The 25824-nt window shown below is 47.1% G+C and carries 27 protein-coding genes; 7 read left to right on the top strand and 20 right to left on the bottom strand.

The genetic code is table 11. From position 1 onward, the window contains the following. Positions 1-13: 13 nt before the first annotated feature. Positions 14-2506 carry a bifunctional lysylphosphatidylglycerol flippase/synthetase MprF gene (gene mprF, locus PJK55_RS10935; protein ID WP_271305821.1) on the top strand — a complete coding sequence of 831 codons (2493 nt, stop codon included), beginning with the start codon at positions 14-16 and terminating at the stop codon, positions 2504-2506. Between the two features lie 47 nt (positions 2507-2553). Here the strand turns inward: mprF and PJK55_RS10930 are convergent, their stop codons facing one another. The 5 genes from PJK55_RS10930 to PJK55_RS10910 all read right to left on the bottom strand — a co-directional run bounded on the left by PJK55_RS10930 (position 2554) and on the right by PJK55_RS10910 (position 7427). Further along, a complete protein-coding gene (locus tag PJK55_RS10930; RefSeq protein ID WP_271305820.1) occupies positions 2554-4944 on the bottom strand; it encodes a carbohydrate binding domain-containing protein in 2391 nt (796 codons plus the stop codon). Positions 4945-5105: 161 nt separating this feature from the next. Further along, positions 5106-5675 carry a DUF1349 domain-containing protein gene (locus PJK55_RS10925; protein WP_271305819.1) on the bottom strand — a complete coding sequence of 190 codons (570 nt, stop codon included), beginning with the start codon at positions 5673-5675 and terminating at the stop codon, positions 5106-5108. Beyond that, positions 5650-6192, bottom strand: coding sequence for an NUDIX hydrolase (locus PJK55_RS10920; protein WP_271305818.1), 543 nt, complete (start codon positions 6190-6192; stop codon positions 5650-5652). Before PJK55_RS10920 ends, PJK55_RS10925 begins: the two co-directional genes overlap by 26 nt. 13 nt (positions 6193-6205) lie before the next feature. Continuing rightward, positions 6206-6700, bottom strand: coding sequence for an LURP-one-related/scramblase family protein (locus PJK55_RS10915; protein ID WP_271305817.1), 495 nt, complete (start codon positions 6698-6700; stop codon positions 6206-6208). Positions 6701-6761: 61 nt separating this feature from the next. Then, a complete protein-coding gene (locus PJK55_RS10910) occupies positions 6762-7427 on the bottom strand; it encodes an HAD family hydrolase (protein ID WP_271305816.1) in 666 nt (221 codons plus the stop codon). A 157-nt stretch (positions 7428-7584) separates the two neighbouring features. On the opposite strand from PJK55_RS10910, the gene PJK55_RS10905 reads away from it, so the two are divergent. Then, the gene (locus tag PJK55_RS10905) at positions 7585-8028 is read left to right on the top strand and encodes a hypothetical protein (RefSeq protein WP_271305815.1); all 444 of its coding nucleotides are present in this window, start codon (positions 7585-7587) and stop codon (positions 8026-8028) included. Between the two features lie 98 nt (positions 8029-8126). Here the strand turns inward: PJK55_RS10905 and PJK55_RS10900 are convergent, their stop codons facing one another. The 4 genes from PJK55_RS10900 to PJK55_RS10885 form a co-directional block, all read right to left on the bottom strand. Then, on the bottom strand, positions 8127-8777 hold the full coding sequence (locus tag PJK55_RS10900) for a FusB/FusC family EF-G-binding protein (protein WP_271305814.1): 651 nt from the start codon (positions 8775-8777) through the stop codon (positions 8127-8129). Between the two features lie 120 nt (positions 8778-8897). Then, entirely contained in the window at positions 8898-9164 is a 267-nt protein-coding gene (locus PJK55_RS10895; protein ID WP_074036883.1) for a CD3324 family protein, read from the bottom strand. A gap of 244 nt (positions 9165-9408) precedes the next feature. After that, positions 9409-12183, bottom strand: a complete 2775-nt coding sequence (locus PJK55_RS10890) for a glycoside hydrolase family 3 protein (RefSeq protein WP_271305813.1) — start codon at positions 12181-12183, stop codon at positions 9409-9411. After that, entirely contained in the window at positions 12180-13256 is a 1077-nt protein-coding gene (locus tag PJK55_RS10885) for an alpha/beta hydrolase (protein ID WP_271305812.1), read from the bottom strand. The genes PJK55_RS10890 and PJK55_RS10885 overlap by 4 nt, the downstream gene beginning before the upstream one ends. Before the next feature lie 120 nt (positions 13257-13376). Here PJK55_RS10885 and PJK55_RS10880 point away from each other — a divergent pair, with 120 nt between their 5' ends. Further along, entirely contained in the window at positions 13377-13748 is a 372-nt protein-coding gene (locus PJK55_RS10880) for a hypothetical protein (RefSeq protein WP_214696593.1), read from the top strand. Positions 13749-13857: 109 nt separating this feature from the next. Then, positions 13858-15303, top strand: coding sequence for a DEAD/DEAH box helicase (locus PJK55_RS10875; protein WP_271305811.1), 1446 nt, complete (start codon positions 13858-13860; stop codon positions 15301-15303). A gap of 195 nt (positions 15304-15498) precedes the next feature. On the opposite strand, the gene PJK55_RS10870 is transcribed toward PJK55_RS10875, so the two are convergent. Then, the gene (locus PJK55_RS10870; protein ID WP_271305810.1) at positions 15499-15927 is read right to left on the bottom strand and encodes a hypothetical protein; all 429 of its coding nucleotides are present in this window, start codon (positions 15925-15927) and stop codon (positions 15499-15501) included. A 14-nt stretch (positions 15928-15941) separates the two neighbouring features. Further along, complete coding sequence (locus PJK55_RS10865) at positions 15942-17135, bottom strand: DUF4317 domain-containing protein (RefSeq protein WP_015880257.1); 1194 nt, start codon at positions 17133-17135, stop codon at positions 15942-15944. Positions 17136-17403: 268 nt separating this feature from the next. Between PJK55_RS10865 and PJK55_RS10860 the strand changes: the two genes are divergently transcribed. Together PJK55_RS10860 and PJK55_RS10855 are read left to right on the top strand one after the other, a co-directional pair. Then, positions 17404-18036: an HNH endonuclease family protein gene (locus PJK55_RS10860; RefSeq protein WP_271305809.1), complete on the top strand. Its 633-nt coding sequence runs from the start codon at positions 17404-17406 to the stop codon at positions 18034-18036. Between the two features lie 19 nt (positions 18037-18055). Beyond that, positions 18056-18298: a hypothetical protein gene (locus PJK55_RS10855; protein ID WP_271305808.1), complete on the top strand. Its 243-nt coding sequence runs from the start codon at positions 18056-18058 to the stop codon at positions 18296-18298. Between the two features lie 19 nt (positions 18299-18317). Here PJK55_RS10855 and PJK55_RS10850 read toward each other — a convergent pair whose 3' ends face one another. Beyond that, positions 18318-18812 (bottom strand): peptide-methionine (S)-S-oxide reductase, encoded by a 495-nt coding sequence (locus tag PJK55_RS10850; protein WP_271305982.1) that lies wholly within the window; start codon positions 18810-18812, stop codon positions 18318-18320. 72 nt (positions 18813-18884) lie between these two features. Between PJK55_RS10850 and PJK55_RS10845 the strand changes: the two genes are divergently transcribed. Further along, positions 18885-19142, top strand: coding sequence for a hypothetical protein (locus PJK55_RS10845; RefSeq protein WP_271305807.1), 258 nt, complete (start codon positions 18885-18887; stop codon positions 19140-19142). Between the two features lie 11 nt (positions 19143-19153). Here PJK55_RS10845 and PJK55_RS10840 read toward each other — a convergent pair whose 3' ends face one another. The 8 genes from PJK55_RS10840 to PJK55_RS10805 all read right to left on the bottom strand — a co-directional run bounded on the left by PJK55_RS10840 (position 19154) and on the right by PJK55_RS10805 (position 25816). Beyond that, positions 19154-20065, bottom strand: a complete 912-nt coding sequence (locus tag PJK55_RS10840) for a hypothetical protein (RefSeq protein ID WP_271305806.1) — start codon at positions 20063-20065, stop codon at positions 19154-19156. A gap of 21 nt (positions 20066-20086) precedes the next feature. Next, positions 20087-21538, bottom strand: coding sequence for an MBOAT family O-acyltransferase (locus tag PJK55_RS10835; protein WP_271305805.1), 1452 nt, complete (start codon positions 21536-21538; stop codon positions 20087-20089). 49 nt (positions 21539-21587) lie between these two features. After that, the gene (locus PJK55_RS10830) at positions 21588-22994 is read right to left on the bottom strand and encodes an AMP-binding protein (protein WP_271305804.1); all 1407 of its coding nucleotides are present in this window, start codon (positions 22992-22994) and stop codon (positions 21588-21590) included. Continuing rightward, positions 22991-23236 (bottom strand): acyl carrier protein, encoded by a 246-nt coding sequence (locus PJK55_RS10825; protein ID WP_271305803.1) that lies wholly within the window; start codon positions 23234-23236, stop codon positions 22991-22993. The genes PJK55_RS10830 and PJK55_RS10825 overlap by 4 nt, the downstream gene beginning before the upstream one ends. Positions 23237-23408: 172 nt before the next feature. Beyond that, the gene (locus PJK55_RS10820) at positions 23409-23963 is read right to left on the bottom strand and encodes a GNAT family N-acetyltransferase (RefSeq protein ID WP_271305802.1); all 555 of its coding nucleotides are present in this window, start codon (positions 23961-23963) and stop codon (positions 23409-23411) included. A gap of 27 nt (positions 23964-23990) precedes the next feature. Further along, positions 23991-24941 carry a hypothetical protein gene (locus PJK55_RS10815; RefSeq protein WP_271305801.1) on the bottom strand — a complete coding sequence of 317 codons (951 nt, stop codon included), beginning with the start codon at positions 24939-24941 and terminating at the stop codon, positions 23991-23993. 150 nt (positions 24942-25091) lie between these two features. Next, a complete protein-coding gene (gene rlmH / locus PJK55_RS10810; protein WP_214749538.1) occupies positions 25092-25571 on the bottom strand; it encodes a 23S rRNA (pseudouridine(1915)-N(3))-methyltransferase RlmH in 480 nt (159 codons plus the stop codon). 83 nt (positions 25572-25654) lie between these two features. Beyond that, positions 25655-25816 carry a CxxH/CxxC protein gene (locus tag PJK55_RS10805; protein ID WP_214696548.1) on the bottom strand — a complete coding sequence of 54 codons (162 nt, stop codon included), beginning with the start codon at positions 25814-25816 and terminating at the stop codon, positions 25655-25657. Positions 25817-25824: the final 8 nt, after the last annotated feature.

The raw sequence follows: 25824 nt of genomic DNA, 5'->3' as shown, positions 1-25824 counted from the left end.
AGGAGAAAATCTCATGCGCACTCGTTTTTCATGGAAACAATTAAAATGGCTCGTCCCTATAGCGTTAATCGGATTGATTTTAATCCAGAGCGGACAGGAGTTAAAAGACCTCTCGCTCGCGACCGCCTTCACGACATTGAAACAACTGACCGGGTGGGAACAGTTCACGCTCATTCTACTCGGTGGATTCGCCGTCCTGACGATGACGGGATACGATTACTTCCTGCTTCGATCTTTACATATTGAGTTGCCGAAGCGAAAAGTCGTGCAAACGGCGTGGATCACGAACTCGATGAACGGGATGCTCGGATTCGGCGGGGTGATTGGGATCGCCCTTCGTACTTCCCTGTATCGTCCTTACACAGATACGAAACGCCTACTCCGTGCAATCGGCTGGATGACACCGACACTCATCAGCGGTCTTTCTATCCTCTCCATCGGTGTGCTTCTTGGAATTTTTCCGGCGGGTTCACTCGTCGGGACGAAACCTTGGATTTGGCCAGTGTTGCTCGCTGTGAGTGCAATGCTCCCGTTTTACCTGTTCGTCACCTCACGCCGCTCAAACGTCGGTTGGTCCACGTTGATCGGATACACGCTGACTTCACTTGCCGAATGGGTCACCGCAGGACTTGTCGCCATCTACGCGTTATCGTTACTCGACGGGTCAGCTTCGTTCACCCAACTCTTTGGAGTATTTATCGTCGCCACGGTCGTCGGTGTCGTCTCCCTCGTCCCAGGGGGTGCCGGAACGTTCGATTTACTATATCTTGTCGGAATGACACAATTGGGGATTCATCAAGACATTGTCCTCTCCTCTTTGATCATCTACCGATTCGTCTATTTCGTCGTTCCTTTTTTGATCGGACTGTTTCTCGCGGCCATCGCGTTCGGGGACCAGGTCGTCAAACAAATCGAATATCGACCGATCATCGGATCTTCTTATGAGATTGGGACCGTCGTATGGCGTATCGTTTCTCGGACACTCGCGAAGATTGGGCGCTTGACCGGGAGTCTTATTGCCTTGATGAGCAGTCTATTGATTTGGTTCCAGACACTTCTCCCGAGCGTGACACCACTCTATGAAGTAAATCGTTGGTTCGAATGGATTGGGACGCTCTTCTTATTGAGTGCCGGACTTCTCATGTTCCTGTCCGTATATGGCATGTATGTGCGGACAAAGCGAACGCTCTGGTTACTCAATACGGCGTTCATCTGGGCGACCATCGGGGTCATCGCTCGAGGCTTGAACTTATTCGAAACATTCGTCGTCATCGGTTTCGCTGCTTTCGTCTGGTTGACACGAAAACGCCACGTCCGATACCGCTCAATTTTAACGACCGGTCGTCTCATTCGAAACCTGTTCTACGTTTTGCTGTATGTGGGTTCTCACGCCCTCTTGCTGCAGTCGTTCGCAGGTACCGACGACTTGTTCTTCACATCACATCAGGCCGGTTGGTTGACGGTGTTCCTTCTCCTCTTCACGTCGCTCGTGGCAAGTGCACTCCTGCTCTTGTTCGACCGCTGGAAGCGTCCGGCGCTTGGCGAAGCATACAATGAAGATCGAATCAGACAGTTTCAATCAACACAGCACACATCGAGTAGCTTTGACTTGGCCCATATGGCAGATAAGCGTTTCTATATGAACGAGACTGGAAACGCGTGTCTCTTATTTGCGACAGCGCGGAACCACGCGATTGTTCTTGGAGACATCCAAGGTGAACGACAGGCCGCAACTGAACTGTTAACGCGTTTCATTGAAGATGCGGACCGGATTGGGTATATTCCTTTATTTTATCAAATCACACCGAATTGGATGCCGCGCCTTCACGATGCCGGCTTCACGTTCTTCAAACTTGGGGAAGAGGCGACGATTGACGTATCGACCTTCACGTTGTCCGGCAAGAAGCGTGCAAATATGCGCTCCCTCTACAATCAATTTGAGAAGAAAGGAATCACATTCGAGATCGTCTGTGAGCCGAGCCTCCTGTTATTAGAGGAGTTAAAAGATATCTCAGATGAATGGATTGGAAATCGAAATGAGAAAGGATTCTCTCTCGGTTTCTTTGACTACGAAACATTAAGACGTTATCCGATCGCTCTGTTACGGGACACGGACGGTGTCGTCGTCGCCTTCATTTCGTTACTCCGAGGGAACGGGGCCCTTTCAATCGATTTGATGCGTTCGAAAAATGAAGCGCCATCTGGAGCAATCGAAGTGTTGATCCTTCACATCATCGAATGGGCGCGTGCGCAAGGTTATGAACACGTCGGACTCGGCGTGGCACCACTTGCCGCCGTTGGTGAGCAGACGTTCTCCCATTGGCCAGAGCGCGTTGCCGCCGATATTTTTGAAAACATCAGCTACATCTATCCGTTCAGCGGATTAAGACAATTTAAGCAAAAGTTCAAACCGTCATGGGAAGGGCGTTATCTCGCGTTCCGTCAACGTCGTAAACTACTGCCATCAATCTTACGGACAGCACGACTAATTAGTCGCAAACGTTAAAAAACAGGAATTTCTCACAAGGAGAAATTCCTGTTTTACGTATCATCTTATTTCAACGTCACACTTACGTTATCAATTGTGATGTCATGGGCACCAAGTGGTGATCCTTCTGTGCGTCCCATCAAGAACTTCAATCCTGTCATATCCGTCACTGGCATCGTCACTTCAAACGTGTACGTGTTCGTTTCAGGTGTAACTGAAACGACTTCGCTCAAATAGCGATAGTACCCGGCATTCTCTAATGTCACTTCGAATGAACGAGCGACTGTAGAAGATGCATCGAATTGTAAGACGTACGTTTGATCTTGCTGTAACTCGAGACCGCCTTGTTCCATGAGGACACTCCACGCCTCGTTCCCTTCATGCGCAATCGAGATACGTGCTGCCTCATTTACCGCTTCGATTGCAGCCTGTGCGTCAAAGTGTACGTATGAGCCCCAGTTTGTGAGACCTTCTGTGAATGCTCCATTTTTAAGTGGAGATGGATCGATATAAACCGGTGTGACATCGCGCAATTCGACGTCATCGATTTCAATCACACCTTTTTCAGAACCGAGAATGAACTGAAGCTGACTCATGAGGTCAGTTCCGGCTTCCATCGTGAACGGAATTTCATACGTATCGAACGCTTCAGATAGAGCGACACGCTGGAGCGGAAGATAGGCATCTCCATTCGCTCCGTTCAATCTTACTTGAAGACCATCTACACGTTCTGCCCGTGCTTTGAAGCGGAGAACGTATTCATGTCCTTCTTGTAATTGAATGCCTTGCTGCACCAATGTGGCCGGTGCTTCTTTTTTCTTGTTCGTTTCAAAACGGAAGAGACGCTCTACCGGGTCGACCGTTCCTGTCCCTTTCGTGACACCTGGGTCGAACGTCCAATACGTCATGCGGTCCATCGCGCCTTGGTCGAACGTACCGTTATACACATGGTTCTCGTCTCCAAGCATCGGTTTTGTCGCATTCGGATCGAACGCCTCACGAGGCGTCTGCTCGACACGGATGTTCCCGATTTGGACACCAGACGTACTGAGTCCGACGTTGAACTCAAGACGTGCCGCAAGGTCAGTCTCTTCGGTCATATCGAATGTCATCGAGTACGTTTGGACGTCTGTCGTCAAATCGAATGACCCTTCATCTGAATATTTCGCATAGCCCCGGTCTGGACCACCACCGACTTTAACGGCGATCGAACGCGCCGCGTCTGCCTTAGCGTCAAACGTCACTTTATAATGCCCGCCTTGTCCGAGCGATACGTTTTGAATCAATTGATGCGAGTACGGCTGACTTCCCGCCTGATCAATCGAAATGTCGGCAAAACGTGATCCCGCCAAATCGATTACATCGACTGAACCGACGCCACCAAAGTCAGGAAGCGCCACATAGTTCCAATACGTCGGGTTGAGCGCCTGTGCACCGTTCGTCACCGTCGTAATTGGTTCTACATAGTCTTCATCATAGACGAGGTTCCCGTCTTCTAAAGGTTGCTTCGCCCCTTCTGGCAATACGACTTCTTCATCCGAGTACGTCGGCTCGACAGCATCGCGATACTTCCCGTTCTTCAAGTCAAAGACGCGGACGTAATCGACTTCCATCTCCGCCGGGAATGGTGTCGTCTCATCGACATCCCCATCAAACCATCCACCGACTGCCAAGTTCATGATCAAATAGAAATCTTGGTCGAATGGTGCAGGATAGCTATATTTCGAAGCTTTGTTCGCTTCTTTCGCATACCAGTCATTTTGTGTCTGATAGAGTTGACCATCTACATACCAACGAATCTCACCCGGCTCCCACTCGACCGCATATGTATGCCATTTGTCGATGCCGTCACCTTCTGCGAAGTGATAGTCTTTCCCCGTGTACTTGTTGTTCGGCCATGTTTCTCCGTAATGAATCGTTCCAGCGACTTTGTCCGGCTGACTGCCCCATGACTCCATGATGTCAATCTCACCAGATGCGGCCCAACCACCGTAGCGGTCCTCTTCCGGGAGCATCCAAAATGCTGGCCAGAGTCCCTTGCCTGTCGGAAGTTTCGCTCGCATCTCATAACGACCGTATGTCTTACTGAACGTGCCCTTCGTCGTCAACTTCGCCGACGTGTAATCATATGTTCCGAATTGATCGGATACTTGCTCTTTTTTTGCACGGATGACGAGCTTCCCGTCTTTTACGAAAGCGTTTTCGTTTTTGTCCGTATAAAATTGCTTCTCATTGTTTCCCCACCCGGCAGCGACCGGATTTCCGTCTTTGTCGACAATCCAGTTCCCCGTTTCAAAGTTCCATTTCGAATGATCGATTTCCGCCTGACTAAACTCATCTGACCAGACAAGTTTCCACTTGGCGTCGTCGGCTTTTGAGCTCTTTTCAGCAGGTACTTCTTGTGGCAATGACAAGACGAGACCTGTTCCAAGTGCGAGTGCAACCCATTTCTTCATCATGTGTCCTCCTTCAGGATAAGTGATGGCAATCTGTCAGTCCGTTCTTTTAAAAGCGATTTCCGAAAGCGCTTTCGTTAACATCATTATAGATTTTTCTTCGCTAAAACTTCAACCACTTTGCCGAAGTGAAATCAAACTGACATATAAAAAGCACCGACTCATGTCGATGCTTCACGCAGTTCCCAATTTGAAAATGTCACATCAAAACCTGTCGCATTCACATCCGGACTGCACGCATATGGCCCGATGCGTAATGTCGATACGTCATGAAGATGGGCAATGCGAAGCTGTTCACGCGTACCATCATCATACGCAACAAAAATTTCCACATCTCCATCTGTATACACGATTTCAAACGTCAATGGTTGATGAATCATCTCATTTGAAAAATCACGTGTCGACCAATCCGAATAGCCAAACGAGGTGACGACTGCGCCAAGATGGGACGGTCCGTCCGGAATGTACTCGACAGACGTCTTGATCCAATGGTCATCATTCACATATAAGACAATCCCGGCCTGGTCATATGTATGGCTCGGTTCCATTTGGATTGTCGCCCGACATGTAAATCGTTTGGCTTTGACGTCTGTTAGTCGTGCATGCGCCGTCATGCGGTTAAATCCGTAATGTGTATTTCGCCAAAAGTCCGTATCTGGCAGTGTGCGGAAATTGAGCGGTTCAAATCCGTTCACACTTTTCGGTTCATTCATCCACTTGTACGTATGCATGACGATCAATCCCTCCCCATTGTCCTCGCATGGCAAAAAGTAACGGTATCATCGGCATGTGATACGGTATGAATTCATGCTGTTGAATCATCTGCAGAATCGTTGCTTCATCCGCCCATTTCACGGCCTGCACTTCAGATTCTTGTAGCGTCAACTCATTCAAGTCCACTTCCGCTTCGACGAGGTAAATGTCATCAAATCCTTCGTCGAAGTTGACGGTCAGGTGCGGTCGTGTTTGAGATAAATCGAGTTTCAACCCGATTTCTTCCTCGAGCTCACGCATGGCGGCTTGTTGGCTCGTATCTCCTACAGTCGCACTCCCTCCGACTGTAATGTCCCACATATTGGCCCATCCATCCTTGAACGGTTGGCGCTGTTGAATCAACATCTCACCCTTCTCGTTAAAGATACATACGTGGATGACGAGATGATATTCGCCTTCAAGCAATCGATTTCCCCGTTGCCACGTACGACCGGTCTTTTCTCGGTCGACGGTATAGACGTCCCAAAATTCCATTAGATACTCCCCTTTATGTTGCTGCACTTGATGCCGCTGCTTGATCTGCTTTCGCGCAATCGATGGCTACGACGATTGAGATGAGAAGGTGCTCCATCTCCGGTTCTTCGACACGAATCTCATAACTGTCGCCCCATGAGAACCATTTCTTTTGCACACTTCCGATAGAATGTCCGTTCTTCGTCACATCAAAGTCCATGTCCCACCAGTCCCCTTGGACATCAATTCCAGCCGCATCAATGGAATACTTCGGTTTGAAGAATGAAAATTCTTTTGAGATGGTCATCATATCCGTACCATCCACTTCTACGAAAAACTTCGGTAAAAAGCTGAACGTCTTTTTCGTGATGGTTGTGACCGTTTGACCATTCACGTCTTTAATTTCAAACGACTTTGGAAACTTCATAAAGCTACCTTCGATGAAGTATTGATCATGTCCATCAGAATCTTTGATGGTGAAGCGTCCGCGTAGACTGAACACTTTTTGTTTCATATAGAGTGTATGCATGATGATCCCTCCGATTTTGTGTAGTCCTTTACTTACGAGTCCAACCCCGAAATCGATTCACTTATAGCGAAGTCGTCTTCTTTGATACAATATCGAGAATGTCCGACAAGTGATTCACGACATAATCTGCTTCTTTTAACTCTACTTCTTGTGCGAAGTCAAAACGACAGCCGATTGAAATGAGTCCGTTCGCTCGCGCAGCCATGATATCCGATAATCTGTCTCCGACTACGAAGCCATCCTGAAGTTCATACTTCTTTACGATTTCAGCCACCAAATCCCCTTTGTTCAACGTGTCGATTTGCTGAATACTGTATGTTTCGGTGATCCAACGATTCAATCCATAGTGAGCGACAATCGCTTGTAAATAGTCAACCAAGCCATTGCTCGCAATGAAGACTGGGCAGCCCCTACGATTCAATTGTTCAAACAACTCGAGTACCCCTGCATATAATGCACCATTCCCGTTTTGAATGTTTTTGATGAGTCGTTTTAAGAAATAGGCATCGACCTCTTCTCTAGCTTGCTCATCGTATTGTGGGAGCAACGTGGTCCAAACAACAGGCAACGGCACCCCCATGATGTTCCGATATTGATCAATCGGTGTCGGGCCTATCCATTTTTCTTCACTGCGTAAGTGATCAAACGTTTCATCTAGCGCCCGTTCCAAAATTAAATCTGTCCGAAACAAGGTTCCATCCATGTCAAAAATCACTGCGTGTTTCATCTGCTTCCCCCTCGTTGATTGAATCATGGCTTGTCTGTCTATCATACGACTCTTTCTGTAAGTTCGGCTCATTCTTTCATACTTCTTATCGCTCGAGTAAGATGTTCTTAATGATATTAGAACGTCAAAACATACAAACAAACGAGGTGAAACATTGATGTGTCATCAAATTTCCATCGAGATTGATCTTGATTCATTAACGTACTCCGGTCAAATTATTGGTGAAATCAACTTTGTCATTGATACATACGATTATTTCCCGGGAGTGGGATGGTCTGATTTCGTTGCTGTTCTTCTAAAATGGTGGATTGATAGCTGTCGAGCTCTTTTATTCGCTCCAGTTGCATCCATTTATTCGTTTGTATTTATGGATGGCCCATTTTCGATGTCGGCACAAAAAATAACATTATCCGAGCTTGAGCTATCGTTTATGGAAGATGGTCAAATGAAGACAGAAATTGGTATCGTTTCTATTGAAGAATTGAAAGCCTCTCTTATTAAAGCAACACGACAGTTCATCAATGCAGTAGACCGATTAGGGTGGGAAAATGAAGAAGTGGACATACTCAGACACGCAATCAAGTCATTAGAAGCCTATTGAATCCATATGTAGGATAAAAATATTACACTTGAACAAGTTGAAAACGATGACGCTTGACTGATTTTATTGATTCAACATAAAAAGACCTGACTCCCTCGTCAGGCCTGCAGTGCTGTATGAACAAACGTATGCAAAGCCTCTTGGCTCGTGATGTGTTCGTTGCACGCTTTACTGTCGACACACATATATGTGCCAATCGCTTTGTAATAGTCCGGATTCTTTGCTTGTTTCGCTTTCGTAATTGTGACGCAATACGCCACATCCGTGAATTGATTACAGAAGGCACATGTGTTTTTCTTACTATTCACGCTCGGTTTACATGCAATCCCGATCAATTGATCTTCGTACTGGCAAATCATCAATTTTTGATTAGAACGTCCATCATTCCAACTCAAATAAGTGAGTCGCCCAAAATCAACATCAGATAACTCAGGTAAGCGAAGCTTCTTCTGCTTCGGGAATAAACCCTTCAGCTGTTCGCCCGTAATGACAGGGAATGGTTGAACCCATTCTCGTAATTGTTGAATGTATTCGTCGAACGCCTCGTTCGTCTGTAACGTCGAAAACTGTAACAACTCTACTTGTTCAGCCGTCGCCTCAGGAAATGCATAGATCACTTTCGACTGAGCCAAATCGATGACCGCCCGCAAAACAGAAGGCGGCAGGCTTTGCATTCGACTCTCTTTGACGAGCGTCACCTGTTCTTTAATAAGATTATATTGTTCGTTTTGAATAAATGGATGTGACATTTTGTCGCCCCTTCCTCAATCTTCAGTTTACAGGAAACAGATCTTCTTTACTGTGTACTCTTTGATTGAGAAGCATAGTCTACCTAAAAAGGTACGACTAGCGAGCTAGTCGTACCTCCTTCATGTCGATCGATACACAATCTTTCGAATCGTATGCGTTGCCAAATGATAAGACATGGCTAGACTGTCGATTCGCTCTCCATTCCGAAACGCTGCGCGTATAGCTTCATTTCGTTCTTCGAGCAATTGCTTGCCTCCATTTACCGTTCCCCACTTCCGTTTCGTATGGGTCGGGGTTGGTACATATAACGTTTCACCTTGTACATACTGCTGCACTTCTCGCAGCAAATGTTCTGGCAGGATGTGTTGCGCATTGACGTACTTCATCGTACCTCGCTCCTTATTGAATGAATCCAATCCGATAAGGGAGCAAAGCCAAGTGGTTACGTTAAATCAAGCGATCAAGGTATTCGTTTCGCCCCATGCAAGTGATCGCCTTTCGTCCAAATGGCTTTGCATGAGTGCGTGAAGACCTAGAAAATCGAAGCCGATTTTCCACGGGTATGCGCCTCCTTTGCGATGTGTCGTTCCTTCGATTATAACGGATGCGATGCACCTATCAAAGTAAGGCTCATCCGTTCTTCATACTGAACTCATCCGCAAGGGTGAAAGATACGTCCTTCACTTCGAGTCCGCTCAATGCGAAATAGAGTTGGAGATAATTATGCTGGTTCAAGAAGAAGACCTGCTTCGTCTGTGTCACCCATTCTCCGTCCGTCCCATTAAACGTGAACGTCGCACCCGGGATATTGTTCGCAAACAACGTCACCGGCATCTGCGCCAACTCCCCAGCGTTTGAACGGGCCGTCAACGTGATGTCATACGTCCCGGTCTGGTCGACCGAGATGGCGAAGACGTGCGTGTTCCCTGTCGAGGTGTCGATTCCTGACAAATCAACGTGTTCCCCGTTTTCGAGATGTTGATAGTCCAACTCGAAGGTATCCTGTTGATTCGTCTCATTTTCAAAGCAGAGCACCTCGACCGAACTATCATGAATTCCGAGAAGACGCTCCATCGCTGGCGATTTCAAGATGAATGAACAAATGTTGCGCGCGCTCCGCAACAACTCGCCTCGTGTCACAACGCCTTCTTCGAGCGATGCCATCGTATTATCCTCGAATGAGTTGAGGTCTGGACGGTCGACGACCATATACAAATCATTTTGCGAGCGGACCATCGCCGCTGTGTTTTGACGGTTGGCGGACTCGTCCTCACGGAAGTTCACTTTTGCCCACCAGTCCGTCATGACAATCCCTTCAAAGCCCCACTCGTCACGTAAGATGCGCGTGTTTTGATCGTATAACCCGGCCGTCCAAATCCCATTGACCGCACCATATGTCGTCATGATTGACGATGCCCGACCTTCTTTCACGGCCATCTCGAACCCTTTCAAATAAATCTCGCGTAATGCCCGCTCCGAGACGACCGAATCGATATCGTGACGATGCGCCTCCTGGTTGTTGGCGCTGAAGTGCTTAAGCGTTCCTGTCACACCGACACGATGCATCCCGTTCAACTGAGCAACTGCCATCTTCCCTGTCAAATGCGGGTCTTCCGAGAAGTACTCAAAGTTCCGACCGTTCAACGGGTTGCGATGAATGTTCATCCCTGGTCCGAGCAACGTATCGACGCGGTTTTTCCGCATCTCAAGCCCTGTCATCTCGAACAAGTCTTCAACAAGGTCGACGTTGAACGTAGAAGCCAAGAGAGTCCCGTTCGGAAGCGCGAACGCCTTCGTCCCGATATCCATGCGAATGCCTGATGGACCATCGGCACAACACGCAGCTGGAATCTCAAGCGCGTTCAATCGGTCGGACACGCCACCAAACGCAGCTGCCGTACCCGGCGTGACACGTGGTGAGTTCATCCCTTGTCCGCGGACGATTGTCGCCAAGTCCTCATCCGTCAATTGATCCAAGAATGTGTCGAGTGATGTCTTCTCGTGATATACATCGCTCAATTTGATCCCTTGGTCACCCATGAACACTCGCGTCTCAGGGCGTTCTTCCAAATAACGTGTCTCGACGTCAACGGCGCGAAGCGGTGTCGACTCGTAGCCCACTTCAAATCCCTGTTCGCCTTGAATCGGTTTCATCCGTTCGAACGGGAGGACAGGCGCCATATTTTCGCTTAACGTCTCGAGGATGCGTTGCTCCTGCTGCTCGACTTCGAAAGCGAGTGTAGCCGAACGCACATCCGTTCCGACATATAAGCGATATGTTCCTGATTCGAGAACGAAGCTCGATTCATGACCCGTCACGCCAGAGTCGTCGTAGCTCGCAAAATCAGTCATCTGGACGTTAAACGAAAGGGTTTGTCGCTCACCCGGTTCAAGAAGCAATGTTTTCTCAAACGCTACTAAAGACCGGAGCGGATTTCCGAGTTTTCCTTGCGGTTTCTCGACGTAGAGTTGGACGACTTCTTTCCCGTCACACTCACCCGTGTTCGTCACTTCCACCTCAACCGTTAAAACGCCATCGACTTCTGCCGTACGCTTCACTTCAGTATGGAATGTCGTATAAGACAATCCGAATCCGAACGGGTACAAGACGTCGTCTTTCGCGAACGTTTCAAAGTAGCGGTAACCGACATAGATATCTTCTTGATAAATCCCTTTATCCGCGTGACCAAAGTTCTTTGTCGACGGATAATCCTCGATGGATCGGGCAATCGTATCCGTCAGTTTCCCGGAAGGACTCACGTCACCGACAAGCACGTCGACGAGTCCTTTTCCGCCTTCCATCCCACCTTGCCATGCATAGAGGATTGCACTCGGCTCATTCTCCCACTTCATGTCGATGATGTTTCCGACGTTCAACACGACGACCGTCTTGTTGAAGCGCTTCGTCACGCGCTCAATCATCGCGTGTTCGATATCCGTCAATAAGTAACTGCCCGGGTCGGCCGTATTGTCACGGTCTTCCCCTGCCGTACGTCCGATCATGATGAGGGCGACATCCGATTCTTGTGCCGCCTGTTCGACGAGCTCGTCCGTTACGTCCATCTCTTGTTGCGACCACGGTTCACCGGCCCAACCGACACCTTGGTCGAACGGGTTCTCTTTCACCCATTCCTCATACGTCGCATAAAGCGATTCATTGATATGAATGTCTGTACGTTCACGTAGTGCTTCGAGCGGTGTCGTGACATATCCGACGTTCACCATCCCACCTGAACCGGTACCGCTCTTATAGTAATGGAACTGACTACGCCCAAATACGGCAAGCTTCGTTTCAGACTGCAACGGGAGGGTTTTCTGTTCGTTTTTGACTAACACGACCCCTTCCGCGACCGCTTGACGTGCCAATTCCTCATAACGTTTCCAATCCAATGTATACTGTTTCATTTCGTCAGCTCCTTAAGTCCTTTTGCGATTTCATTCATACAATCTTCTGCCTGTGGGTAGTCTCCTAATTTGTCCATAAAGGCATGATCCATACCCCGATATTGAATCAGTCGAGTCGGAATACCAGCTTCTGAAAGTTTTCGGGCATACGCCTCCCCTTCAAGTCGTAAGTAATCGTACTCGGCTGTCACAATCAAGGCTGGCGGTAAAGTCGTGATGTCCTCTGCCAAAAGTGGTGAGACGAGTGGATGCGTGACATCCGTCTTCCCTTGAAGATAGAGGTCATTTAGTAGCGAATCTGGATCTGCAAGAGCGAGCACGACACCTCGAATCAGGTCGTGATGGTGTGAGATATCGTACGCATCGAGTGTCCATTCAAAATCATTTGTCGGAATGGATGCTAGATTGACGACGGGATAGACGAGCGCTTGATAACAAATGCGCCCCTCCCCTCGTTCTTTCTCCATCAGACAGCAAGCGGTCGCCAAGTTGCCACCGGCACTGTCACCGGCGACCGCGATTCGGTCTTGGAGAATGTTCAACTCACCCGCATGGTCATACACCCATTCAAAGGCTCGGTAACAATCGTTCAATCCGGCCGGGAACGGATGCTCCGGGGCGAGACGATAATCGACGGAGATGACGACCGCGTTCGCCTGTTCCGCCAGCAATTTACAAGGATTCTCGACCGTATCGAGCGTCCCTCCGAAAAAGCCACCTCCATGGAAGAAGAGAATCGCCGGGATGGCTTCAGTGTGATGCGGGCGATACAGACGGACCGGAATATCCCCGTCCTCACTGGGAATCATGAGATGCTCGGTTTTGATATCAGTCGTCGTCCGATCCTGATTCGGCCAACCCATACTGGCACGTGCCGCCTCGAGGTCAAATGCTGTATCCGGTTCATCGTGTGAAGAATGATTTGCGGTCAGCGTTTCGAACACGCGTGGATCAAGGTCGCCGGTGCGGTCTGAATCCGGTATGGGTTTGATGGTGGTTTCGAGATGGTTCGCGTGCGTTCGATATTGGCTTTGTTGAAGGTGTTGGACGAGATATTTATAATCGGATTCCATTATGTAAGCCCCTTTCTTTCAACGTTTCTAAACCTGATAAAATATTGTTATTGGATAAAGTTGTACATCGGCTCATCGCGTGATACGTTTTTGGAACAGACCACTAAAGGAGTGTTATTGATGTATAACTGCGTCAGCTGCAATAAATCATTGAACGAACATGAAGTCATCCATACAGATGAACTCGGTCATTTCGGTGATCCAATCAAGCATTATTGCGATGCTTGTTTCATCGAGGGAGCAAAAATCGGTTTTCACAAGATGGAGATTGGTTGCTGCACAGCATGCCAACAACCGTTAGTTTTACAATTTGATCAGGAAGAAACCGCTAGCCTGGCTCGTGAAGATGGAACAGTTCATTACATATGCCCTCAAATGCTAGAAGCGTATCAACAACAAAATGAAGAGCTGATCGAACAGTTAGAAGATGTTCATGACCAGTTTATTTTTTATGTGATTCAACCCGATCCGACGTTGCCTGACTTCGGATAATGGATTCTCATTCGCTTTCCTACCGTCTTTCGGTCTATAATGGACTGTATTGCAAATAGACATTGAAATTTTCTGAAGCAGAAGTTTTCACGAAAGAATGAGGTTACCCATGAACAAACAGCAATTTACTGATTATCGCCTGAGCGATGAGATTACTCGCGCATTAGGCATTATGAAATACGAATCACCGACTGAAGTACAACAACACGTCATCCCCCGTGCGCTCGAACGCGAAGACTTGATTGTCAAAGCACAGACGGGAAGCGGAAAGACGGCTGCTTTCGGGATTCCGGTCATCGAGCTCATCGACTGGGCCGAAAACAAACCGCAAGTGCTCGTCTTGACACCGACACGCGAACTCGCCGTTCAAGTACGGGAAGACATGACGAACATCGGACGTTTCAAACGAATCAAAGCGACTGCCGTCTACGGGAAAGAACCGTTCTCGAAACAGCGTGAAGAATTGAAACAAAAGACGCATATCGTCGTCGGTACGCCTGGTCGCGTCATGGACCACATCGAGCGTGAGACGCTCTCACTCGACCGCATCGAATATTTAATCATCGATGAGGCGGACGAAATGCTCAATCGAGGCTTTCTCGCAGACGTCGAGAAGATTCTTCAACAGTTGCCGAAAGACCGCGTCACAATGGTCTTCTCCGCAACATTCCCACAAGATATCGAACGGCTCTGTCAGAAGCATATGAATGCTCCGGCACGTGTCGCAATCGAGTCGACAGGTATGACGGCTTCGACAATCGAACACCGTTTACTTCCCGTTCATCGGAACGAGAAACTTGCTGTCCTTCAAGACATCACGGTCGTCGAAAACCCGGATAGCTGTATGATTTTCTGTCGTACGAAAGAGAACGTCGATACGGTGTACGCTGAACTCGACAAAGCCGGTTACTCGGCTGAACGTCTCCACGGCGGACTCGAGCAAGAGGACCGTTTCGCCGTCATGAACGGCTTCAAGATGGGTAACTTCCGCTACCTCGTGGCGACAGACGTCGCAGCACGTGGAATCGATGTCGACAACGTCGAACTCGTCATCAACTATGACGTTCCTGTCGAAAAGGAAAGTTACGTGCACCGTACGGGTCGTACTGGACGTGCCGGCAAACAAGGAACAGCCATCACGCTCATGACCCGTCAGGAAGAACGTCTCATCGGAGCTATTGAATCATACGTTCAATTCGAGATTCCGATGATCGATGCTCCGACGGAAGCGGACGTAGCGGCTAACCAAGATGCCTTTGAGCAAAAGTTGAGCGGACGACGCGTCGTTCGAAACAACAAGACAGCTCGCATTAACCAGGACATCATGAAGCTCCACTTCAGTGGCGGGAAGAAGAAAAAACTTCGTGCTGTCGACTTCGTTGGAACAATTGCCAAAATTCCTGGCGTATCCGCTGACGACATCGGCATCATCACAATCAATGACCAAATGACATACGTCGATATCCTTAACGGAAAAGGCTCGATTGTCCTTCAAGCGATGGAAACGACTCCTGTCAAAGGGAAGAAACTTAAAGTGAGCAAAGCACGTAAATAATGCAGATTCAGCCTCAAAGATGATATTCGTCTTTGAGGTTTTTTATTACCTCACAACAATCGAAAGCGCTTTCGATAAACATTAAAAAAATATGGGTTTCGGAAAACGTTTTCACCTGCATCATACCTGTATCAAATCTCAAATTCAACCTTCCTCACTCGATTGTCAAAAAAGAGCCCAATCTGTCGTTTGGGCTCAGTCTTCCAAGTGAAGAAAATCAAATTTTGAGTCGATGGTTGAACTGTGGCTCGTTTGATGAATCGATTCGTCACGACTCACGAGATATGTGTACTCAGCATCCGGTTCTGTCGAAAATTTCACGAACAATGTATGAGGATTCATACTCTCAAATCCGTTCTCCCCATAAGGAATAGAGCGGACGGTGATGATTTCGGTCGGATATCGGTCCTTGAGATACGCTTCGAGCACTATTTTTTCTTCCTGCACCTGTTGATTCACCCAATAAGGACGAACTGCATAGAATATTCCGTACGCTAATATACAACACATCGTCGCGACCCGTATACGCCTGCGCCATTTCCCATGAAATTGAAACGACAGCAAAGCCAATACAACCACGATGGCGAATACAATCAACAGGTCAATCAACTCAAGCGGATGCATCAATTTTCCTCCAGTCAGTCTAGCGACTCTTCAGAGATGAGCTTGAATCCTTCAATCTCTGTCTCTTCTTCCACTTCAATCAACAGACATGGTTTTCCTTTATAGTTCACTTGCTTCACGTATTTCAAATCTTGTGGACTGACAGAAATATTGGCGACTTTCGTATTGATTTTAATCGATTTCGACGTATATTTCGGAACGACACTCGTTGCTTTCATCTCATATTTCGTGTCGTCGACGACTTGTTTGAACGCCTGCTCGACTTTTTCTGTCGTCACATCTTCCACACCGCTCGCCCGAAGGACGACCTCGACCGCACGAGAGTCGAGCATCGCTACCCGCTCTTCTTCCTGTTCGTTCTCTTCTTCGGCGACAATGATTTGATTGATCTCATCATAAACGGTCGCGAGCGTCCGGGAATTGACTTCTTCCCCGATGACAGCTTTCACCACTTCTTCGAAGACCGCCTTCTCTTCCACTGCCGTAACGATTTCCGAACCGTTCAGCACGTTCTCAATGAACGTCATATCCGGTTGATGCGCTTTATGTGCCGAATAGAGGACATGGTTCACATCGGCCGCATTATCCGTGAAACACGGGAATAAGAATCCACCAATTGGCGCCTCGAGTTTGATGATTGGATTTACAATCAAACTCGCTTTGAATTCACGCTCGACGAAGTCAAAGACGAGTGACTTTTTCGGAAGTTCTGTCGGGCTGATACTGCCGAGAATGAACTTCGTCGTATACACTTCATCGTTCGCGTGAATCTCAGACTCTTCCGAGTATCGGTTCGTCGGCTTATTGTAATTCCCCCGGATGAACGTCACGACCATGTCTTTTTCAAATGGCGTGTCTTTCACCATCTTCAAGGCGATGCGTTGCATATAGTCCGTCCATACGTCTGTCTCTTCCGTACGAAGTCCTTCATACAGCAATCCTTGCGTATGGTCGACTTGACCTTCCTCAGGATATTGGAACTTCACTTCGAATAACTTTTCATCAAGTTTCCCACCGAGCACTTTTTTGAAGTTCGTCAAAAACAGTTCTTGCTGTTCTTCTTCTAAGAACGGGAACGGACGCAACTCTTCGTAATAAATCTCATTCGTTTCCTGTCGGATGTAAATCGTATATAAGTCAGCAATCTTCAGCTTCGTCGCATTCACTTTAAACTGTCGGCGAATCGCCGCAATCTCTTTCTTGTTCATTCCATCCACCTCTTCTTTTCTCTCGATCCATGTCATTCATTATACCAGTCCTGATCGCTCACTAGTTCCAAAGAAATAACACGAAATCGTTCGCTAATGCTAGAGAAGGATTTGCGATAGTCTTTCTAATCATTTTGCAGATTTTCACACTTTTTCAAAATCGTCCTGTGTATGATCAAGTTGAATTTATTGCGTGATATTTGTCTCACGAAAGGTTGCCCACTTGCTCGACAAGTGTTCATTCCAAATACATAGTAGGAGGCTTTTTATGTTGAAGAAACTCATGTCTGTCGCACTCGTCACATTGCTTGTTTGGGTGGCCGCGTCATTTGACGCGACACCGGTCTCTGCATTCCCGCCGAATATCCCTTCGAAAGCGGATGCGCTCACGAAACTGAATGCGCTCACCGTCAAAAATGAAGGATCGATGACAGGATACAGTCGGGACCTCTTCCCGCACTGGTCGAGTCAAGGAAGTGGTTGTAACACGCGTCACATCGTCTTGAAACGGGACGCTGACTCGGTCGTCGACCAATGTCCGGTAACGACCGGCTCATGGTACAGTTACTATGACGGTTTGACGTTCACGTCGGCATCTGACATCGATATCGACCACGTTGTTCCGCTCGCTGAAGCATGGCGCTCTGGCGCAAGCAGCTGGACGACAACCAAACGTCAGAGCTTTGCGAACGACTTGAACGGTCCTCAGTTGATCGCGGTGTCCGCTTCATCGAACCGCTCAAAAGGAGATCAAGACCCGTCGACATGGCAACCCCCTCGCACCGGCGCGCGTTGTGCATATGCGAAGATGTGGGTCGAGACGAAAAGCCGTTGGGGCTTGAACCTTCAATCGTCAGAGAAGTCAGCACTCACGACAGCCATCAACGCTTGTATTTATTGAGACAGAAAAGGAGTCATTCATGAACAAACTTACTTCTACATTCAAGGCAACCCACGGTGTCATGACGGAAGAAGTCGGTGTCATCAGTGGCGAGTTGGAATTGACGACGGCGTGTCAGGAAGATGGTTCCTTGACACTCCACATCACGTACGTCGGAGCGAAAGATGTGTACACGCTCCCCGGGAGTCCATATCAACTGCATGACACAAACGATCATGACGTCATCCATCAGATGCTCGTGAACATTCTCGAGCGGACTTAAAAACATCGCCAACTCCGAATTAAGGGGTTGGCGATGTTTCGTCTTTCCGATATTTCGTTAACAACTCTTTCGGGATGTGACAATAATCGTCCGGACAACGCGTCAGGCGATCCTGATGCTCGTCAGCACTTCGCACATAGTTCGTGAGCGGTTTGACTTCAACAGCGATTCGTTCTGCATCCGCGCGTCGATCAATGAACGCTTGCGCCTCCATCAAGTGCCGTGACTCCTCACTGTAGACGCCCGTTCGATACTTCTCCCCGACATCGATTCCTTGTTGGTTGACACTGTATGGATCAATGATTTCGAACAAGTAATGCATTAAATCTTCGATCGTCACAACATCCGGATCGAACGTTGTTTTGACACACTCCGCGTAACCGTCATACTCTCCGTCTAACATATCGGTCGCACCGTTCGCGCGTCCTGCTTCAGTTGAAAGGACGCCCGGTAACGTCTTCACAAACTCCTGGACACCCCATAGACATCCGCCCGCTAAATAGATCGTTTCGATGTGAATCACTCCCCGTCTATTTGAATCTTTTCTAAAGCATACACGTAATGATGAGAGAAGGGAGGGATTTGATTGAATAAACAACGTTTTCTCACCACATTGACCAGCTCCATCATCCTCTTTGTTGCCATGATCTTTATTTTTCGTAACGACTATTCTCTATTCGCTGAAATGGCAATCATCTTTATAGCGGTCGTCATCGGCCAAACAATCCTCGAACGACTATTTCGACGCTTTGCGGAGCAACGAGTATCGAATCAGACGGCATTCGTCTCGTTTCTGTCGTTGCTCGTAGTATTCTGGACTTTTGCCAGCATTCTTTTCGATTGAATACGAAGTCATTATTCTTGAATATACCCCAACCGCTTCAAATCTTCATAAACGAGTGAAGACAATAGCGTCCGCCCATCACCGTTCAAATGGTCTGGATTATGGAAGAACGACTGCTCATGAATGAATCGTTCATCCCCCATATAATTGAGGAACGGAACATCTAAGTCCAGTTTATCTAGGTGCTGAAACACGAGACGTTCCATGACGTCTTCATCAAAATACGTATGGTATGACGCGTGGACCGGCTCCATCGCCAAGACGACACGATACCCTTGTTGTTTACAGTAGTCGATGATGTCTTGTAAATGAGCCATGTTTTCTTCAATCTCATGATTGTTCACGGCATTTTCATACTGAGCGGCCACTTCCTCATACTTACGCTCGGAGTAATTCAGCCCACTATTCTCCCATGGCTTATGCGCATCAAACCGAAAATCCCGGATTTCCCGGGAAATCGCGGCATAAACACTGCCACTATTCAATGCCGGGAACTGTTCATGTGTATAATATTGAAACAGGCTGACCGGCTCGATGTCTTTACGGTCCAAGACGCGATAGTAATTCGCCTTCCGACCAACGTCCGAATTGCTGAACGTGATTTGAGATAAGGACACGATCACGACCCCACCTGGCTTCAGGTGCTCATCGTATTCTTTTAGCATCTTCAAATCATATTCAATCGGTTGACTCGGTAACGCCAAGTCGAGATGCGACAATCCGGTCGGTTTAAAATAATACCCGTACATCGCATGGGACGTCCCCAAATTGATGATGTCGACTGTGTGAGGATCCTCCTTGAAGGCAAGAACGGGCCGGTTATTATTGTATTCCCACGACTCTTTCACGAACTCGTTAACGGGAATAAAGATGGCGATCATGACGAGTAACACAACGACGATTTTGATTCCTAAACGTTTCATGCTAATTCCTTTCCGTACATCTTAAAACCCACCGTATACAAATCCTTGGCTCGACACCCCAAACAAGAAGGCCGAGACAATCAAGAACAAGTTGATCGCCACACTCGTCATGGCAGACTGACGTGCCATCCAGTCCCAAGCCGAACCTTTCGTCCGTTCAATATGTTGGAACAGGTGAACGACGACAAAGACGACGAGGAAGATGATTAAATCGAGCAACGAGAACATTTGAATCGCCTGTATCATGCCTGACGGTGCCCATGAAGAAGGCGTCACGTACAATTTGGCATGCGAGAACGCTTCTGCCATCGAATGCGATTGGAAGAAGACGCGCGAGAAACAGACGAGCTGGAACGTGATGGCGATTTTCCACCAATGATGCAGTGTCGGCACGCGGTCAAACCCGACCCATGATGCCATTTTTTCGCGCTGCTGTTTCGTATGGTCTCCAAAGACGCGATAGATCCCATGAATAAGTCCCCATAAGACGAAATTCCACGCGGCACCATGCCAGATTCCACTCACTAAAAACGTTGCGAGGATGGCACCATAAATCTGCTCACGCTTCTTCTTCCCTTTCGCGAGCGGCATGAAGATATAATCCCGTAACCACATCGAGAGTGTGATGTGCCAGCGGTTCCAAAAGTCGGCAATCGATACGGCAAAGTGCGGTTGCTTAAAGTTCTCCGATAAGCGAATCCCGAGCAATCTGGCACAGCCGATGGCAATATCACTACATGCCGAGAAATCGGCGAACAGTTGAATGGAGAACAGCATCGTTGCGAGCACGATTTCTGAACCGGTCGGATCTGGACTGTTGAATACACTTGCGACAATCGGAGCTAACCGGTCAGCGATCAACGTCTTCTTGAAGAATCCCCAAATGATGCGCTGAATCCCATAGCTGATATTGTCGTAGTCGAGATGCTGCTCCGTCTTCAGCTGGGGAAGTAGCTTTTTCGCTCGCTCAATCGGACCCGCCACAAGTTGCGGGAAGAAGGCGAAATAGACCGAGAAATAGCCGTAATGACGCTCCGCCTTTTGCTTCCCTCGCGAGACGTCCACGACATAACTGATGGCTTGGAACGTATAGAACGAGATGGCCAACGGCAACACGATCTCTTTATACGGCACATCATAATCAAATCCGCTCCATGCGGCGAACGAACGGAGCGAATCATTGACGAAATTAAAATATTTAAACCATCCGAGGAAGAATACGAGAACGGAGACACCGACCCACATGAGCCGCTTCTTCTGTTCTTTCTTTTCTTGCTTCTCAATCAGAATCCCAATCACATAAGTAAAGGCGGTACTGATCAACAGGAGCGGAATGAATTGGACGCTCAACGTGGCGTAGAAGACATAGCTCGCTAAGAGGAGGAGTACCCATCGGAATCGATGTGGGACCACGTAGTAGGTTCCAACGATGATTGTTAAAAATAAGAGAAATTCAATCGAAATAAAAGTCATATTTACCACCTGATGTTATGAAACTTGACGATGTACCGATTCCTGACAATCAGGTGGTCACAAGTTCTCGCTTCGGCAATGCGGCATAACGAATCTTTCCGAACGAATTACGTGGAATCTCGTCAATCTGCATCACCCGAACACCTTTCACCTTGATTTGTTCTTTGATGATTTTTTGAATGCGTGCGACGTCATCTTGCAACGTATACACATATAGTTGGTCGTCTTCCCCGGCACAGACACAGTCATGTCCGTGCTCTCGAAGGAGGGCCTCGACTTCGTCCAGGCTGATTCGACTTCCATATAGTTTGATCATGCGCTTCATGCGGCCGACGATGAAGAAATATCCATCCTCGTCTCGGTACGCCATATCTCCTGTACGCAAGACACCGTGATTGTCGTCACCCTTCGCAAGGTCGGCTAATGAAGTCGCGTACCCGAACGACACGTTATCACCTTGATACACTAATTCGCCCGTCACGTTCGCATCTTTGATGTCGTTTCCGGCTTCATCTCGTAACGAGAGCGTTCCACCAGGGATGGCGATTCCAATGCTCCCTGCTTTTTTCGCATGCATCCGATCGGGTAAATACGACATCCGCGCCGTCGCCTCCGTCTGACCATACATGATAAAAAATTGAATCTCTTTTTCTTCACACACCGTCGCGAAGTGATGCGCGAGCGTTGGGTCTAACTTTCCACCCGCCTGCGTCAACTTCTTCAAACTCGGCAAATCATACGTCTCAAACTTCAAACGTTTTAACATCTCGTAATGAAACGGTACCCCACCAAACGTGGTCGCCTGCTCGGTGCGACACAACTCCCAAAACTCTTTTTGAACGATCGAGCGGTCTGTCAGGATAATCGTTGCCCCTTTCAACAGGTGACTGTTGATAATCGAGAGCCCATACGAATAGTTCATCGGAAGGGTCGTGATCGGTTTATCCGTTTGATCGATGTCGAGATAATCGATGATTGACGTGGCGTTCGCTGATAGGTTGTTATACGTGAGACGGACCAATTTCGGACTTCCGGTACTCCCTGAAGTCGTCAACAGAAGGGCCAACTCTTCATGAAGTTCATGGTGAACTGTTGCTCCTGTTTCAAACAAAGCGTAACCACCGTAACCATAGTAAGCATCCAACGCGTTCGCCAAATCGTCTCTCGATTCCGGTGCCCATACGTGTGTCGGTTCATACCGTTCCATCAACTTCTGTAATTGCTCGGCTGGGATATCCGCATCTAACAAGACGGGTACGACATGTCCTCGAATAAAACCGACATACCCGAAGAGTGACTCGACCCGGTTGGCACATAAACAGAAGACGAGCGACCGTTCGCCGACTTCTTGACAAATCGAGTCGCCAACCTCCAACATCTCGCCATATGTGTAAGAACGGTCCGCATAGACCGCCTCACGATCCGTGTACTGCTCGAGTGTTTGAAAAAGCGTCATGAGTGGATATCCACACCGAGGCGCTGCAGCAACGCGATGCCAGACTGATACGAATGGAACTCCGTCATTTCATCCGAGTCGATATAGACGTCAAACGCATCTTCGATTTCTGCGATGAGCGTCATGTGTCCAATCGAATCCCATTCCGTTGATTCTCCGAGCTTCATGTCCTCGAGAACCACATCGTCCTCTAATTCCAATCCGTTTTTAAATGCCATGTTATATGCTTCAAGTGTGCTCATTGTATTCATCCTTTCACATTCACTCCAACTGTTCGATTTCATCTATTCTTATCGACTGATAATGATAATCATTTGCCTTGTGATTCTATCACAATTTTTTGAAATCGGTCAATTCTTCATAGGAGAAAAAGCTTGGAGTTGAGCGATTTTGTACATGAAAAAGACCACATCGTTACGATGCGGTCACAGGAGACGATAAAACATATTCGAGTTGTAAATCGAGTGGTTCTTCTTTATAGATTTCTGGCACGATTTCTTCGGCTAGTATGCATCCCATCGCTTCATAGAAATGATACGTATCGACGGCTGGGTTTGCCCCGATATAGAGTTTCTTCGCACCTCGATCGACCGCTGCCTGACAGACCTGTTCAAATAACACTTTACCAATCCCCTGTCCACGATTAGGACGACTCACATGAATAAAGCCCAGATTCAAATACTGTCCTTCCGTTCCGAGCGGGTGTCCATCCAGTCCGGCAAAGCCAAGTAACGTTTCACTTTTTTGGATTGCCACAACAACGCCGCCACGATCGATGTAGTAATTAAGAATCTCAATGACCTGTTGTTTTTTCGCGTCATCCCATTCATCGATGTAATGCTCATCTTTTTGATAAAGCTCACCATCTGAATCCACGGCATAGATGCGATGCGTTTCCTGAAAACGTTCAAAGGTCGTTAGAAAATCGGGAGCGATTCGTTCTGTTAGGAGGTGAATCGTATCGTTCATCGTAGTCTCCTTGTCATGATAAGACGTTTAATGTTGTAAAACTTCTGTCAGACGAATCATTTGAAGTTCTGTCTTCACCGAATTGATAGAAGAAATTGTTTCATTAGAACGTTTAGCCAAATCTTCCGGTAAATCTTTCAAACGTTCAGATGATTCATCAATCTCCTTCATCAGTTGTTCATGTTCACTTTGATCAATCTTTGTCACTTGCTTCTTCTCTTTCCAAAATTGCAGAGCTTGGATAGCTTGTTCACTTGATGATTGAAAAGAATGATAGGTGGCGACTGTTTTGTTTACGGATAAAAGAACTTTTGAAGAGATTTCTAACGCATCATGTGCCTCCACAGTTGAGTTTCGAATATCTTCAATCTGATAAATCAATTCAGAATCTAGTTCTTTTTCAATCTTCATTAAAATGGCTGGGTCTTGTGACGTTTGATACTCACTATATACTTGCTCAATTCGCTCACGAGTTTCCTTCATATCTGTTTTTACTTTTGACAAATGCTCTAATCGAAATAAAACGGCGTCCAGTTCAGTCAAAGCACTATTTGCATTACTTACATAGCCACTGATTTTACCTAATAACGGATGATTGACCACGCTGTTCACACTCGATAAAACAAGAGTAGCTGAATCAACTTGCTCTAAAACATCACGAACTGAAAAAAGATTTTTATTTATTAGTTCGATTTGGGTGACAACCTCCGATAAATCTTTCTCGTACTCCTTCAAGTCATCCAAAATTTTTGGGGTTTCTTGTTCAATGATGTTGAGTGAATCCTGTTGCATTTGTTCAATTTTCTTTTGAGAGGCTTCATCTGCAAAAACTTTTTCTGATTCAGACTGATTTAATTCGCTCACTACGTAACTTACTGAACCTGATACAACAAGCGATGCAATAAGCGTAGTCGGGAATAAATACCGCTGAAACATAGAAGTCCGCTTTCTCGTCAATGAATCTTTTTTCGATTCCATATGTAATGAATCCCCTTCAAATGTAATGAAAAATAAATTTCAGGTGGTAATTATCTATATTGTACTGGTTGATTCTTACAACAACAATTGTATTTCTGTTTTAAGTAACAAAAAAACCTGTATCTCATACAAGAGAAACAGGTTTTGAAATCACTTATGATACGGTTCATTCCGATTGATTCGATACGCCCGATAAATCTGTTCACACAATACGAGCTTCATGAGTTGATGTGGGAACGTCATCTTCGAGAACGAGATCGTATCGTCCGCTCGTTTCATCACATCGTCGGACAGACCGAGCGATCCTCCGATGACGAAGGCGATTTTACTCTTTCCATACGTCGCGAGTTGATCGAGTTCACGAGCGAACGCTTCACTCGTCCGCTGCTTCCCTTGAATCGCTAAAGCGATGACGTGCGTGTCTGGGGATATCTTCGCTAAAATCCGCTCGCCTTCCTTTTGTTTTACTAGTAACATATCTGCCTCACTTAAATGCTCGGGTGCTTTTTCGTCTGAGACCTCGATTTCCTGCACTTTTGCGTAGGCAGAGAGCCGTTTTGTGTACTCGGCAATTCCTTGCTTTAAATATTTTTCTTTTAGTTTGCCGACCGTGATAATTGAAATATTCATCCAATTCTTCCTTTTTCCACAGTTTTTTTGGAGTTATCCATAGGGTTATCCACAGAGTTATCCACAAATCCACATGTTGATAATTAGTTTTTGCTTGACACAACATATGTTGCGTCGGCTTCACAGAACTCACATGTCACTTGTTCACTTGTGGATAATTCTTCTAACAACGGGTACTCCCCTGTTTCATCCACAATGATGTCTAAAGCGATTTCAACATGTTCCTTGCATACTTTTTTTTCCACAGTTTTTC

This window comes from Exiguobacterium sp. MMG028 (assembly GCF_027947425.1).
GTDB classification, from domain to species: Bacteria; Bacillota; Bacilli; order Exiguobacteriales; family Exiguobacteriaceae; genus Exiguobacterium; species Exiguobacterium aestuarii_A.
Note: the sequence above shows the minus strand (reverse complement) of the source record. Positions and strands in the feature narration are given on the sequence as shown.

Excerpts from the sequence above, each read along its gene's own strand:
- mprF (WP_271305821.1), top strand. The coding sequence starts at position 14 with ATGCGCACTCGTTTTTCATGGAAACAATTAAAATGGCTCGTCCCTATA.
- PJK55_RS10930 (WP_271305820.1), bottom strand. The coding sequence starts at position 4,944 with ATGAAGAAATGGGTTGCACTCGCACTTGGAACAGGTCTCGTCTTGTCA.
- PJK55_RS10925 (WP_271305819.1), bottom strand. The coding sequence starts at position 5,675 with ATGCATACGTACAAGTGGATGAATGAACCGAAAAGTGTGAACGGATTT.
- PJK55_RS10920 (WP_271305818.1), bottom strand. The coding sequence starts at position 6,192 with ATGGAATTTTGGGACGTCTATACCGTCGACCGAGAAAAGACCGGTCGT.
- PJK55_RS10915 (WP_271305817.1), bottom strand. The coding sequence starts at position 6,700 with ATGCATACACTCTATATGAAACAAAAAGTGTTCAGTCTACGCGGACGC.
- PJK55_RS10910 (WP_271305816.1), bottom strand. The coding sequence starts at position 7,427 with ATGAAACACGCAGTGATTTTTGACATGGATGGAACCTTGTTTCGGACA.
- PJK55_RS10905 (WP_271305815.1), top strand. The coding sequence starts at position 7,585 with ATGTGTCATCAAATTTCCATCGAGATTGATCTTGATTCATTAACGTAC.
- PJK55_RS10900 (WP_271305814.1), bottom strand. The coding sequence starts at position 8,777 with ATGTCACATCCATTTATTCAAAACGAACAATATAATCTTATTAAAGAA.
- PJK55_RS10895 (WP_074036883.1), bottom strand. The coding sequence starts at position 9,164 with ATGAAGTACGTCAATGCGCAACACATCCTGCCAGAACATTTGCTGCGA.
- PJK55_RS10890 (WP_271305813.1), bottom strand. The coding sequence starts at position 12,183 with ATGAAACAGTATACATTGGATTGGAAACGTTATGAGGAATTGGCACGT.
- PJK55_RS10885 (WP_271305812.1), bottom strand. The coding sequence starts at position 13,256 with ATGGAATCCGATTATAAATATCTCGTCCAACACCTTCAACAAAGCCAA.
- PJK55_RS10880 (WP_214696593.1), top strand. The coding sequence starts at position 13,377 with ATGTATAACTGCGTCAGCTGCAATAAATCATTGAACGAACATGAAGTC.
- PJK55_RS10875 (WP_271305811.1), top strand. The coding sequence starts at position 13,858 with ATGAACAAACAGCAATTTACTGATTATCGCCTGAGCGATGAGATTACT.
- PJK55_RS10870 (WP_271305810.1), bottom strand. The coding sequence starts at position 15,927 with ATGCATCCGCTTGAGTTGATTGACCTGTTGATTGTATTCGCCATCGTG.
- PJK55_RS10865 (WP_015880257.1), bottom strand. The coding sequence starts at position 17,135 with ATGAACAAGAAAGAGATTGCGGCGATTCGCCGACAGTTTAAAGTGAAT.
- PJK55_RS10860 (WP_271305809.1), top strand. The coding sequence starts at position 17,404 with ATGTTGAAGAAACTCATGTCTGTCGCACTCGTCACATTGCTTGTTTGG.
- PJK55_RS10855 (WP_271305808.1), top strand. The coding sequence starts at position 18,056 with ATGAACAAACTTACTTCTACATTCAAGGCAACCCACGGTGTCATGACG.
- PJK55_RS10840 (WP_271305806.1), bottom strand. The coding sequence starts at position 20,065 with ATGAAACGTTTAGGAATCAAAATCGTCGTTGTGTTACTCGTCATGATC.
- PJK55_RS10835 (WP_271305805.1), bottom strand. The coding sequence starts at position 21,538 with ATGACTTTTATTTCGATTGAATTTCTCTTATTTTTAACAATCATCGTT.
- PJK55_RS10830 (WP_271305804.1), bottom strand. The coding sequence starts at position 22,994 with ATGACGCTTTTTCAAACACTCGAGCAGTACACGGATCGTGAGGCGGTC.
- PJK55_RS10825 (WP_271305803.1), bottom strand. The coding sequence starts at position 23,236 with ATGAGCACACTTGAAGCATATAACATGGCATTTAAAAACGGATTGGAA.
- PJK55_RS10820 (WP_271305802.1), bottom strand. The coding sequence starts at position 23,963 with ATGAACGATACGATTCACCTCCTAACAGAACGAATCGCTCCCGATTTT.
- PJK55_RS10815 (WP_271305801.1), bottom strand. The coding sequence starts at position 24,941 with ATGGAATCGAAAAAAGATTCATTGACGAGAAAGCGGACTTCTATGTTT.
- rlmH (WP_214749538.1), bottom strand. The coding sequence starts at position 25,571 with ATGAATATTTCAATTATCACGGTCGGCAAACTAAAAGAAAAATATTTA.